The following is a 13,202-nucleotide window of genomic DNA, read 5'->3' as shown; positions in this document are numbered from 1 at the left end:
CCATCATTACCATCCATTGAAAGTAATGAATCATTTAAAAATTAAAAGAATTTTAATTGTTTGATAAAAAATTTTAAAGAAGGTTTTTCTTAAAGATGAGCAAGCTCTGTTGCTGCACTCAGATCCAGTTTTGTGATCAAGTAAAATACGTGATCCATTTCCTGGGTCGAAAAAGAATTCTTTAAAAATTTCATAGAGCGATAAGTCAAAATAAGTGCTTCTAATGCCAAGCCAGGTTCCCAAGTTGTCAAATGGTGTTGCTCGATTATTTCTAGGATCAACCTCAAATAGGGTTTTAAAATAGATTGTTCATTTGCTTCAAGCAATGATTCACACAGGGCCATATAAGAGAATAATTTTACTTTGTTGCTGATGGACTCTTTATGGAGCAATTCAAGTTGTTGTCGCGAGATATCTGGCTTTTTCGTGTTAAATTGAGCAATTACCTCTTTTATTTCTCGCAGCTGGTTTTGTTCGATTGCAGATAAATTTTTTTCACTATTCGAAATTTGGGCGCTTTTTTTAGCAATAATCTGACTTAGTTGCCCTACATAGTGGTCACTTACAAAAGGAGTCTTGTCGTTAAATCTTAATTTCTCAATTCCAGAAATTCTTTGGATAAAATGAGCCAATTCTTGTTTAGCAGTTTCATAAGCAGCATTAAATACCCCATCTAACTTTTGCAAGGCATTAAGACTTATTAAATTTAAATCCAGCCAAAAAGGTTCTTGAGGGATTATTTCTTCTGCTGTAGCTACTATTTCAGCCCAATCCCCGGTATCTTGGACTTTTTTAATCCGTTCTTGATTGAAATATTCAGGAGCCTTTACAAGGGTAACTCCATTGTCGTTAACAGGTATTCCGGTTATTCCACCCCAGGCTGCAACACGATTTAAATAATAAGCATAAGGATTTGCTCGATCCTTCTCCATAAGTTCTCGAGCGAATTGAGTACATAGAATAAGGGCGGGTTCTAAATTAACACTTGATTGATTCTGTAGATTTGAGCTCGGCAATTCTGTACTCGATTTATCTTGTACAGGTGTGTGGACGGTGATTACCTCGGTTGCTTCTATTTTTTTTTGTAAACTTGAAAAAAGATCAATGTGTACCCCTCGAGTGAGTAATTCCCGCTCGAGATTTTTTAAGGTGTTAATAATTGGATGTAGAAGGTCTTCGTCGTCCGTACTTAATTTAACTTGTTTTAAATGATTCAGCGATTGAGTTGCATACCAGTTTAGCGTCTCAATTTTGGCTTTCATTCGTCCTTGGGGATAGGCATCCTCCCAGAAATTTACAATAAAATCTAAAAGAAAATTTAACCCCGCAGCCAGTCCTTTAAATTGATATTGATGAAATAAACCATAAGCCAAATAAGCAGCGATTTGAATGTCTTTCGTGTAATAGGTGAGAAGCTCAATCGAATTATCAATAATACTTAGCCAATGCACATCCGAGGATTGCCCGATTCGCGATAATTTTTGCACTTCATTGCGAATTAAGGCGTATTGAGTAAACTCATAACATTGTTCCCCAGCTTTGTTGGTCCCAGGAATAGGTTGGGTTCCTAATTTGTTAATTGAGTCAATATTAAACATCGTATTCGCCCTGAGCCCAGCAATCCGTGATGGTCCTTGGAAGCTTAGAGACATGAGTAAGGTTCTTTTGTGCTACTTTGTAATCTTTTTGCGCGGCAAAGTATTTTTCAATTTGCCACATGATGTCATGGCCACCCTTTATGTAGTAACTCACGCGAATTTTATCAATTTTGTGTGTTTTTAAAAATTTCGCATGTTCTGGAAAGTTATGCGGATAAAAATCTTTAACTCCAGTATCAAAGTCCTGTAAGAAGTGTAAAAAACCTTCATCCCCTGGATAAGGAATTACCAATTTAGTCCCTGGAAAAAACAAAGTAATCTCAGTTGGACCACAACTTTCTAATTGCCAATGAGAAATTTTTTGTTTTGACGGATAATTATAATTTTCTAAGGAATATTCTTTTTCCTTACATTCAACATGCAATATTGTCTTATAAGGCAGTACCGTAGCATTCACATCAAGATTGGTAGGCTGAGCATAAATCATTAAATTCACGGGAGAGCGCTCTTCAGGTTTTTGTTTTAAATGGCCTAACGCTTCCAGATCTTCATTAATTCTCATTCCAAAGGTTAACAACTGGTAATACTGCTCTTTAAAGGGAAACTCATGCCCAAGAATATACCTGGGTAGGAAATGGGTTCCTATTTGCTTCATGAAGGGAAGCGCATATTTGTCATTAAAAATCCAGACAAGCCCCCCTTTAGCAAATAAAGTTTGATTCAATTCTTCACCACTTAAAGCAATTGTTCGGAGGTACACCTCATCGAGCCACTTCTGTTGGATATAGCACGATGCAAAACGATTTGTATAGTCAATGTAGTAATCCAATGGACCACGCATGAGGGTCCAAAAAGGATTAGAAGCGTCGAGTTGGTCAAAATGTTCGAGTGCGCGTCTCATATCAACTAAAGACTGATAGGCCTGCATAACTAATGTAGATTGTCTGTCTACTTCAATTTGGCTTAAATATAACTCTCGGGAGTTCGTATACGCTTTCACTGATTGTACATAGGGTTCTTTATAAAGTTGCTTTAATAAATCACGATATTTCATGTACGACTTGGCTGCGTTTACTTGAGTGTTGAAATTTAATTTATTGGCAACACTGGGCGGTCTGTTGTATACATTACTCGGACTATCGCTGTTCCATTGGGAAGGCTTTTCTTGGAGCTTTTTCATCCAATCTGAAATCAAATCGGAAAGCTGCTTAAACTCTATTCCCTTCTCACTGCTATGACTGTACACCATGAGATCAGAAAATTGCAAAACGAGTTGAATCCAATGAGGCTTAGCGAAGGGAAGGCTGCCTTGGAATTCTGAGGCTAAATCTTGCAAGAAGCCATTATAAGGGCTGGTGGTTTGCAACATATCATTGAAGGTTTGATCCCATTCGTATTGAAAGGCTAGGGTTTTAGTTCCTTTGTAGAAATTAAGGGCAAAATTTTTCCATACATTAAGACGTGTTTCGGAATACCATACATCAAAGCTACTTTTTGATCTGCTCATATCCATGTAGAGCGGTAAAGCATGATTAATTTGTATCAGTAACGATTGAATGGCTGCAAATCCTGCTTTGGTGTATGCAGGGTCTATGAGGTAATCTCTGATAATATTGGACCCTATCCAGAAGCTGTTTAATCCAAGCTCAGATACATTATCTTGAGTATTAGCCCAGGCAAGAAGCCAACGCAAATCGGACGCCAAGAGATGAGATTGATCAAGCCAGAGGGTCAATTTACCAGCCTCACTACGCAGTTTTTCGGAATTTGGATTCCAAATTACATAATCTTTGTATAAGGGACCAAAGGTATTGAGAAAACGTTCCGGTAATCGATTGTATCCTAAGTATTTTATTTGTGGATTAGGCATTTGCATTAGCGTAGCAGGGCTTACACCGCTAATTATTTTGGCTTGGATTAAATTAATACGACTCACCATATTCTGGACCAAATAGGCTTTTTGGGTGTCCGTAAGACCTCCCTGAGTAAGCATTTGCTCCATTCGATTATCAAGAAGTACTAAAATGTATTGTTTAAAATGCTTTACATATTGCTCGCTGTAATAAGTATATAACCGATTTAAACCCCCTCGGTAAGGCAATATTTTAATTTGCAATTGATTCCTAAAAAGATCAAGTTGCCCCATCAAAACATGATAATCGCCAAATTGTAGTAAATTTGGTTCTAATTGATCCGAGAACGATTCTTTTTTGGGTAAAGGTTTGATTAATTCAACTAAACGATTTGATGTTGCGTTATAGACATAAATTAGATAACCCGCAGCCAGAGCACTCGCAAAATACCAAACGCCTAGATATTCCCATCGCCGTTTATTACGTTGCTTTATTTCAGAGTTTAATAAAGACATAGGACGGATGAGAGAGAGCTGAATCTGATCAATAAAATCATAATAAAAAACACTCTCATTTTTACCGTTATGCTGATATTCACCCAGCAAATAAACCCCATGGAGTACTGCGGGTTCGGTATAAGGCGAGGAAGCAAAAAATAAACTTGTAAACCTTGAATAGTTTTCTTCAAGTTTTTTCACGGTTGAAGGAAAGTTGAATACAGTGACATCGATGGGCTTTTGAGTATCAAACAAAACAATATCAATTACTTCATCTGCACGATTGCTGATGTATTTCAGTGGGGCTGTAGAAGTTGAATCTTTTAATGGATTGGTTACGATATATCCCATGGCCTGACTCCATAAGTTATCAGGCATAAGGGCTACGTATTCATCAAAACCACTCAATTCATTGCATTGAGTAATCAAAAAAAGTACTTGTTGGCGGTAACCCGTCATAAGACTCACTTGATCCACTCTATCTTTCAATGTTCGAGCTAAGTGGGCTATATTTGATTTATCACCATTTAAAAGCGTGGAGGATGGTAGTTCGATAACAATTTGATCAATAGGGGTAATTGCTTTTTTTTGACTCTTAATGTACTTCAGAAAATCAAGCCATTGTTTCTCTACGTTTTTTGATGGGTTGGATTCTAGTAGTTCCGCATCAACGCACCATATGGCAAAATGGTCGAGTACATAGACTTGATTTCGTTGCAGGGCTTCATCCTCAGCATCGCCAACCATAAAATGGGTATGTAGTTTCAATCCATTAGAAAGAAGAATTGTTGTTTTACCAAAAAAAATAATCCAGGGCATTTGCCAAAAACGTTTTGCCCCACCGGCGATATGATTGGTTTCTATATAATTCAGGGCATTTTCTAGAGTTAAGCGCAATCCTTCCGTCTCTATTTTTTTGCCGGTTTCTTTTGCTTTTTCAGCTTTTCTATTTTTATACCATCTCCGAATTGCCCACGTGATGCTATCGAGTATTAAGAATCCCAATAGCATTGCTAAGAAAATGAGTATTCCTACCCATATTGGATAATCTAGATGAAATGTTATAAAGGTGGCATACGCCCCCAAAATAACCACAAGCAAGATCCAAAAAATGATATGTCCTAATCGTCCCATTTGACTCTCTTGCTTACTTAATTAAATGTAAATAATTAGTAACTGTATTATTAATTACAAAATAAAAAAAGAAATAAATAATTAAAATCACCGGAATAGGTAGCAACCACCAAAGAACGCTTCGATACTGATCTAATTTTGGAGGGATAATTTGTAAATTATCATTCTTATAAGCTAACGGAAATGCAACAAATTCAGAGGGATAATTTGTCATGTCAAATCCCTGACTTAATTGTTCTAATGCAAAATTCTTATATTTTAATAAGTCAGGTTTATCTAAGGGTTTATGATAAACCCCTTCAAATCCCAAAACCAAACATCGATAATAAATTCTTACGAGATCTTCTTGTTTGCTTGGAATTTTACTTAAGCGAACAAAAAATTCTTCCCCAGCACTAGTTGTATTAAAATATTCAGCTTGCAATAACTTATCTTGCCACTGTCTCACACCTGCCCAACTGGTTTTTTGGACCACTTCATCAATCCATGCACAAACCGCGAATAAAGCGGAATTTAGATTATGCTTATCCACTTCATTTTCTTTCATTTTAATTTCAGCGATTAAAGAAGTGACCTTCCCTCTGAATTCATCATAACTAACCGTCGCGAACTGATTTTTATTTAAATCCCACACGTATTTAAATAAATCATAAAAAATGGCTTGCAGATTCATTTACCCTCCTACCGCGACAATGTCAATCACTATGTCTACAGGTGTTTTACCAAGATAGAAGGCGACTTTTTGTTCCATTTCGATCTTAGACCACATCACCGATTTATGATCAATATGATAATAAAGACAATTCGCGCCTTTGGGTACTCCTTCTGGAGCGGAAATAAGTCGGGAAATTGGAGCTCCGGGTAAAGCAAAATCTATATAATTTTCTATTTCTGAATAAGCACATAACTTACCAAAATCTTGTATCATTTCAGCAATTTCTTCTAAATCATTTTGTGCATACATGACTAAGAAATAATTTCTGTTTTTTTGGATGAAGTTATGACCCAAATCGGCCCAATAATGGGTTTTCTCTTTAACCATGCGTCGAATACGATCGGGGTCTGCCGTAATGGCGATTAATAACTTATTCAACAACGCGACAATCAGATTAAAGCTTTTACTCAAATTGGTGTGATCATAGACCGGTATTGCCGACACGTTACCACTTCCGCTTTCGAAAAAGTTAATCTCAGTAGAATAAAAACTTAGTTCGCCAATCATATGTTGGAGAAGGCCATAGACTTGCCAGGGGTGAACTGTTTTGGCATTGAGATAATGTTCCATAACCGGAACATTTCGTAATAAGGAGCGTAAGGAAAATAAACGTCCGAAGTTACTTTTATCCACTTGGGTGCTATACGAATCAAGAGGTTGTTTGAATTTTTCTAACTTACTTGTGGTTTTAACCAAATCACTTAGAAGCTGATTCATTAATGAACTGAGATTATGGTGTGCGGAGAGGCTGACACAAGATGGATAAAAATTAGGATCATAGAGCACTTCATCTTTTGTTGTTCTTCTCAATTCTGCTACTTGGATGATCGAGTAATTATGGGTATTTTCAATTTCGAATTCCCAAAATAATTTGACTACATAGAATAAAGATCTAAGATGAGCTTGTGCTCCTTGATGATAGTAGTCAGGAAGTTCATCGCCCGCATTCCAACTAATAAAACGAGTATTCACGTTACTCAAATTATCTAGACTCTCTACAGCAGTTACGTTGCCTATGTTTTTCGAAAGTTCTTTGACACCGATATATACTTTTAATGAGTTTGTATTCGCGGGCCAATCCGAGATAAAGGAACGAGGTAAAAATTTGGCATTAACATCGATCTCAACAAACTCGCCAGTGGGTAAAAAAAAAGCCATTTTTTCCACATCAAAAATGCCGCTCTTTAATGATTTTTCATTCACTACCAAATCAGTAAATCCCCAAAAGAAGGGGGTTATATAACGTAAAAATTGAGAGTGGATATAATGCTGATTGAGTTCAGTATATTGGAAATGTTGTGGCTGTAAAAAAAGTCCATGTTCCCAATCAATTGGTGTATTCCAAATCATATTTATTTATCCCAATATTTTTTTAAGGACTCACGATTTTTCTGTTTCGTGATTTTTGTCGCTTTCGAAGAACTTTCAGTATAGTTAATTCCTCGTGACCCAAATTCAAGATAAATGGCAATTCGTCCCATCTCTTTTGTTTTTTTCCAAAATGTCAGTGGACTCCATTTCTTAAATACTGGGATTTCATAGACGCGTACAGCACCCGCAGGGGTTAGATTAAAGTATCCTGCAACAACCACGATTTTCTTTACCGCTGCAAAACGCGCAAGCGTAAAGGTTTGGGTCATCCCCGGCGCGATAAAAAAGGTTTGAATATGGACTTTCTTGTTCGTTTGCGTGATGTTATCGGCTTCAGTATCACCATTGAGTAATTGACTAATGCCTTCTGCAGTTACTATTTGATTTTGTACATCTTCTATTTTTTCAACCTGAACTACAGCAAACTTTAAAGTATGTTTTCGATGATCATATTGATTCAAATCCTTACTGGCTACTGCTCGAATAAGAATAGCATTATCTTGGTAGCTGCTGGCTAACTGCGGCTCTTTTTCTTTTCCACCTGTCGTGCATCCACCGAGCATTAGAAATAAAATACAAAATATTATTCTTAGCATGATGTTAATTTTATTATCCTTAACATGAGATGAGCGTTAATTAGTAACAAGCTGAATAGTTCCATATTATCAGAACTCTTAGGGAAACAATAGATCCCACCTATAGCCTTCATCCAAACTAAAATTACAATTCTATCAAGGACATTAAAGCACATGAGAGGTCAAGCCGACGTTTAACAACTCCTAAAATTCAAATTCTAACTGTGGTTAAATGTTCTGATTCCAACGTGCTCTAATGTTAAGTGACATTCATGCGAGCAGAGCTGTATATTATGTACTCATTTCAGCCAGTAGCGTACCTTAAACAGGTCAATCTCTTTTTGTGGTGACAGCCAACTGACCACACCCAAAATACTTGTGGTTTCACAGGTCAATCGTATGGGTTTGAAGCAACCCTTATCTAAGATGACTTCAATAAAATAGGAGAATGGTTCTCTCACATAGAGTTGAAGGAGTAATTTCAGGCGATTTATATTTTCGGTATTTGCTAAGAATGTAGGAAAAATATCCGCTTTTAAAGGGCCTATAGAAATGAGTAAACTGTTGCTGTTTGATTTAAACTGACTACCCAAATATGCAGTTTTGCTTAAGCAATGATTTTCTTTCCCCACCAGACAATATTGTTCTCTAGGGATATCTTGCATGGATCGGTAAAACGAATAAACTTTGAATGGTACTTTAAAGTAATCATTTAAGAAACTCTGTAAACTCCAAATGGACTTAGTATCAGAAACCCAATGACTGGCATATCGCAAAAGATAATTGTAATCAGGTATTTTTTCGCGAACATCTTTGACCGCTAATCCAATAAATCCATATAATGCTTTTTTATAAAGTTCATCGTTTTGTTCTGCAAATTGTTCGAATATTCTATTTTTTGACCATGCCTCAAAAAGCAGTTTGTAAAGCCTCTTATGTAAAATATCAAGTAAACATTTCATTTCATTAGAATCCAGATCATCATCTTGGATTAACTGTTCCGTATAAAATGTAGGTAGGGGAGAGGTCGTCCCATAAAGACTAAAAAAAGTCGCCGTTAGGGTAAATTGATTCTGCTCCTGATTTTTTTGAATTTGATGAATATCCGTTTTTGGAAAGGCCAAGCTCAATAAAGGAATGATCTCTAAGGTACCTTTAAGCCCATTTTTCGCTTCATAAGCCAAGAGATGACTGATCAAGCGAATTGCTTGGTAAAAATTAAAACTTTTAGGATCAGTAAGTAGTTTATCTAAGATATTAAGCTCGGGTTGTTCAACCTCGGTTGCCATTTCCATACCTCTTTAGTTCTCGCGTTTTGCAAATGTAATAGAGTAAACGTATTAAATGGCGCGTTGGATCCAAAAAAAGCATCCATAATGCAACCAAATACATACATATCTCCAATGCATCTAAAGCAATCAGGATCACAGATTAAAGTAATATGGGATCCTGGGATCATTTCCCCGTAATAAAGACGTCGTGCTTTATCAACAATTATATTTTCGATTCCTTTTATCCTGCTCATATTGAGTTGATAATTCTCACCTTTTTCATAGATATATAAATTAAAAATATGCTTCAGGTGATTTTTATCTAAGAGTTGAAGTAAATTTAACGCTAATAAGGACTGAAAATTCCAGATTAAACCGCGATCGTAAGTTGGGACTAAGAACGATGAGGGCGGAATAAGATTTGTGTAAGTTAGATTCTCGGGTGAGCTATCCGTAGGTAAAATAATGTCTCCTTTATCTAAGAGCCTGGTTAAAGCACCATTGCTACATACGAGTTCAATAGACAAAGTTTCATCAACAGGGAATTCCTTTTCAAAATCATAAAAAAAACTAATATAGGTGTTTCGACCCGGTCCCGTTACAGAAGGCCTGTGATGATAAATATACTTATAATTTAGATTGAGCTCCGGATTGAAATTTAATAAGTGATCATATGCGATCTTTTGCTTTTCTTGTTGGCGATAACCGGTAACCTTCTTTACATCATATACAATGTAGTTTTCATTAAAATCATTATTAGGGATAATTTGGTAATCAGGTTGTTTATGATCCAAAGCAATAGGTTCTGCATGATGAGTAAACAAATTAATTATAGGTACAGCATGCAAGATCAGTGGGAAATTATCTAAATTAGCTGCCCATGGGGGTACTTCTTCTAATTCAATATTAATTTTAAAATCGAACTCATCCGTTCTTGTTTGCCAATTCTCCAAGCCAACTAACCGAAGGAATAAAAATTTATACGGTTGATGAAGATATTCATATAAAACTCGATGGGGGTGGTGAATATTTGGTGGGGCAGGGTATAAAGTTTCTTCATTTTCGAATGCACAAGGTTGTAAATAATCCGGCGATAAAATCAGTTTATCTTCTCCTGGTGCTTCAATAGTAATTCTACGCACATATCGCTGGAGTAAAAAAAAGGTATTACTGGCATCATGCCAATTTTGATTAATAAAAAAGCGTAGGGAAGAGGCTTGCCAATTTTTTAAGGTAATCCCGCAAAGGTGACAATTAATTTCAATCTGACTTATTCCACTCATAGTGTCTTGAAAATTAATATCTGTAATTATAACGGGTTCCACGGTGAGAGGTACAGTAGTGCGAAAGATGCACTTTACGTCATTTATCGGGAGTGAGGCTAACTCGGTACCTTTAGCCACTTCAAGCGATTCGCCTAAATTAGCCTTAGGAATAAACTGGATCACTGAGGTGCTCGGTACAGGTTTTGAGTATTGAGAGAAAAATAATTGGGTTAAATCATCAACCATTCCAGGTAGCTTTTCATCAATTACCATCCGTACTTGGCTCGTAAGAAAAGCGACCCCTTCCAGGATGCGTTCCACATCGGGATCGGTGCTTTGTTCTCTGAGCAAAGGAGCAATCGCGGGGTAATGCTCGGCATATTCTCTGGCGAGCTTTCTTATTTTGTTTAATTCATTCTGGTAGTAATCGATTATCATGTCTCTACCTTGAGTTACAACGTAACAAGTACTCGACCTTTACTTGTTAGAATCGTAGTAAAATAAACTTTGAGGCCATCAAAGGATTGATTTAAATGCGCTAAAATATTACAGGTAATGGTTTGCTTTCCTGAGTCTATTAAGATTTTAGACACTTCTACAGAGGAAAGCCGTGGCTCATAGCGAAGAATGGTGCTCTCCAAATGAGTCCTCAGTTCCTCTTGGTATGCAAACGAATAATCCTCAACTAGAGTGGGTAATTCAGATAACCCGTATTCTCTGTCAATTAATGCGCTACCTTGTCTTGTAGATAATATTTTTTCAAGATGGTCACGTATCGATTCAATTAATATCGATGAATCCAATTTGGCTGACAAAAGGGTGCCTTGACGAGCATAGCGCCGTACTCGTTCAGTTAAACGCTCTGCTCTCATTAACCAACTCGCATTAATTTAGTTAAATCCCAGCCAAATTCCTGGTTATTCTTTTTATCCATTACTTTATAAACTGTGGGACGCATATCCACGATGAATAATGGTCCTGCCGGATGCGAATAGGCATAGTCTACTTCTAATACCTTAGCATTTTCTAAGGTGATTTCGACCGCCACTTCAACTTCGCCAGAAGCACTGGAGCGCAAGCAATGGATAAGAGCTGTATTGATATTTTCACCTGTAAAAATACTTTGAGTATGAGGAACCACACCTGCTTGATCCCATAACCCGGTAAGGCGAAAATATTGGCAATCGGGAACACCAATCAGTTGATTTTGTGCATCAAATGCCCGAGTAATCCGCTGTTTAAAGTCCAGAAGAGCAACCCACCCCTCATATCCTTTTACAGTACTGCTTCCTTTAACAACCCCTGAAGCTTGAGTAGTTATTTTTGCCATTAACTTATACTGGGTTCTTGCTACTTCACTATTTGGGAGCATAGGTAGCATGGCTGTTTCATTCCCATCGCTTTCTCTTGAAGCCACTTTTATTCTCCTTGTGTAAGATCGAGACTACCCGTTAATTGTAGTGTTATATACGCACCCATGAATTTGAAGTGAGGACGAACAATTAATACACACTTATACCATCCAGGTTCGCCAGGAACATCCTCTACACTTACTTTGGCCAGTCTCAATGGTTTTTTTGCTCTCACTTCGGGAACTGGATTGTCCATATCAACAACATAAGCACCAATCCAAGTATTTAATTCACGTTCTATATCATCACGTTCCTTTGCTAGACCAATTTTTTCACGTTGTATTACTTTTAAGTAATGAGCAAGCCTGCAAATAATAAACATGTAAGGAAACTGAGTCCCTAAACTATAATTGGTTTGTGCTGTTTTACCTTCAGGAGTATCTGGAAAATGTTTGGCTTTTTGAATTGAGTTCGCAGAGAAAAAAGCAGCATTATCTGCTCCCTTACGCATGGTGAGGGGAATAAATCCTTGTTCGGACAATTCATATTCCCGTCGTTCTGAAATGAGTAATTCCGTTGGGATTTTTGTTTGAATTTCACCCATGGCTTCAAAAAAGTAGGAAGGTAAATTCTCAACAGCACCCCCACCTTGGGGACCTATAATATTGACACACCAACGGTATTTAGCAAAACTCTGAGATAAGCAGCCTGCAAAAGCAAAAGCACTATTTCCCCAACAGAAGGATTCTTCACTTTTGCGAACATTTTCTTCGTAATTAAACGAACGGACACCATAAGATTCTTTGCCATAAGGCATACGTAACATAAATCGAGGTAAAACCAGACCTACATAACGCGCATCTTCCGATTCACGTAGGCTACGCCAGGCAACATAGACAGGACTTTCAAATATGGCTTCAATGTCATTTAAATGAGGCAACTCCGACATTGATTTGATGTTAAAAAACTCAGGGCCCGCAGCGGCAATAAAAGGCGTATGGGCCATGGAACAGACTGCAGCAATATTTCTGAGTAAGGTAACATCTTTATGACTTGGACCAAATGAATAGTTTCCGATTATTGCACCATAGGGTCTACCACCAAATTGTCCATATTCTTTTGTGTACACTTGTTTATATAAACCCGATTTTGGAATTTCAGGTGCATCAATAAAATCATCAAAAAGCTCGTCTTTAGATACATGGATGAACTCAACAAGGCTATTTTCGCGAAAATCTGTGCGATCCACCAAATACTTTAAGCTGCGCCATGCTGACTCAAGTTTTTGAAATTCAGGGTTATGGAGTATTTCATCCATTTGGGCAGATAATTGTTTATCTAAGTGAGCGATAATGTCATCCACTAAAGCAGGAGTTACTGTTTCATCAGTAAGCTTACTTTCAACAACATTATCGATAAAGGCGAGTAATCCTTTCTGGGTGAGGGCATACTGTTCCTCATCCTCAGTAATATTAGTGCCAGCAAATAATTTTTGCAGAGATTTTTCTTCTTTTTTCTTAGCGTTATCTTGTGCATCAGCCATGGCTGTCTCCTTGATTCAGCGACTCGAT

Annotated in this window: 10 protein-coding genes; all 10 read right to left on the bottom strand. The window is 37.2% G+C overall.

The features are described 5' to 3' along the window. Positions 1-89 precede the first annotated feature (89 nt). A complete protein-coding gene (locus ACWTE2_RS05570) occupies positions 90-1,598 on the bottom strand; it encodes a TssA family type VI secretion system protein (protein WP_454784527.1) in 1,509 nt (502 codons plus the stop codon). Beyond that, complete coding sequence (locus ACWTE2_RS05565) at positions 1,591-5,082, bottom strand: type VI secretion protein IcmF/TssM N-terminal domain-containing protein (RefSeq protein WP_454784526.1); 3,492 nt, start codon at positions 5,080-5,082, stop codon at positions 1,591-1,593. Before ACWTE2_RS05565 ends, ACWTE2_RS05570 begins: the two co-directional genes overlap by 8 nt. A gap of 13 nt (positions 5,083-5,095) precedes the next feature. Then, on the bottom strand, positions 5,096-5,755 hold the full coding sequence (locus ACWTE2_RS05560) for a DotU family type IV/VI secretion system protein (protein ID WP_454784525.1): 660 nt from the start codon (positions 5,753-5,755) through the stop codon (positions 5,096-5,098). Then, positions 5,756-7,147 (bottom strand): type VI secretion system baseplate subunit TssK, encoded by a 1,392-nt coding sequence (gene tssK / locus ACWTE2_RS05555; RefSeq protein WP_454784524.1) that lies wholly within the window; start codon positions 7,145-7,147, stop codon positions 5,756-5,758. 2 nt (positions 7,148-7,149) lie between these two features. Next, a complete protein-coding gene (locus ACWTE2_RS05550; protein WP_454784523.1) occupies positions 7,150-7,764 on the bottom strand; it encodes a hypothetical protein in 615 nt (204 codons plus the stop codon). 278 nt (positions 7,765-8,042) lie between these two features. Then, complete coding sequence (gene tssG, locus ACWTE2_RS05545; protein ID WP_182391769.1) at positions 8,043-9,032, bottom strand: type VI secretion system baseplate subunit TssG; 990 nt, start codon at positions 9,030-9,032, stop codon at positions 8,043-8,045. Next, positions 8,993-10,717, bottom strand: coding sequence for a type VI secretion system baseplate subunit TssF (gene tssF, locus ACWTE2_RS05540; protein ID WP_182391768.1), 1,725 nt, complete (start codon positions 10,715-10,717; stop codon positions 8,993-8,995). Before tssF ends, tssG begins: the two co-directional genes overlap by 40 nt. A gap of 14 nt (positions 10,718-10,731) precedes the next feature. Further along, complete coding sequence (tssE, locus tag ACWTE2_RS05535) at positions 10,732-11,151, bottom strand: type VI secretion system baseplate subunit TssE (RefSeq protein WP_454784522.1); 420 nt, start codon at positions 11,149-11,151, stop codon at positions 10,732-10,734. After that, positions 11,151-11,696 carry a type VI secretion system tube protein Hcp gene (locus ACWTE2_RS05530; RefSeq protein WP_182391766.1) on the bottom strand — a complete coding sequence of 182 codons (546 nt, stop codon included), beginning with the start codon at positions 11,694-11,696 and terminating at the stop codon, positions 11,151-11,153. The genes tssE and ACWTE2_RS05530 overlap by 1 nt, the downstream gene beginning before the upstream one ends. Before the next feature lie 2 nt (positions 11,697-11,698). Beyond that, positions 11,699-13,174, bottom strand: a complete 1,476-nt coding sequence (gene tssC / locus ACWTE2_RS05525) for a type VI secretion system contractile sheath large subunit (RefSeq protein ID WP_454784521.1) — start codon at positions 13,172-13,174, stop codon at positions 11,699-11,701. Positions 13,175-13,202 lie beyond the last annotated feature (28 nt).

The organism is Legionella nigrisilvae (genome assembly GCF_977063395.2).
This window is presented reverse-complemented; position numbering and strand designations above follow the sequence as displayed.

Excerpts from the sequence above, each read along its gene's own strand:
- tssC (WP_454784521.1), bottom strand. The coding sequence starts at position 13,174 with ATGGCTGATGCACAAGATAACGCTAAGAAAAAAGAAGAAAAATCTCTG.
- tssK (WP_454784524.1), bottom strand. The coding sequence starts at position 7,147 with ATGATTTGGAATACACCAATTGATTGGGAACATGGACTTTTTTTACAG.
- ACWTE2_RS05550 (WP_454784523.1), bottom strand. The coding sequence starts at position 7,764 with ATGCTAAGAATAATATTTTGTATTTTATTTCTAATGCTCGGTGGATGC.
- tssF (WP_182391768.1), bottom strand. The coding sequence starts at position 10,717 with ATGATAATCGATTACTACCAGAATGAATTAAACAAAATAAGAAAGCTC.
- ACWTE2_RS05565 (WP_454784526.1), bottom strand. The coding sequence starts at position 5,082 with ATGGGACGATTAGGACATATCATTTTTTGGATCTTGCTTGTGGTTATT.
- tssE (WP_454784522.1), bottom strand. The coding sequence starts at position 11,151 with ATGAGAGCAGAGCGTTTAACTGAACGAGTACGGCGCTATGCTCGTCAA.
- ACWTE2_RS05570 (WP_454784527.1), bottom strand. The coding sequence starts at position 1,598 with ATGTTTAATATTGACTCAATTAACAAATTAGGAACCCAACCTATTCCT.
- tssG (WP_182391769.1), bottom strand. The coding sequence starts at position 9,032 with ATGGCAACCGAGGTTGAACAACCCGAGCTTAATATCTTAGATAAACTA.
- ACWTE2_RS05560 (WP_454784525.1), bottom strand. The coding sequence starts at position 5,755 with ATGAATCTGCAAGCCATTTTTTATGATTTATTTAAATACGTGTGGGAT.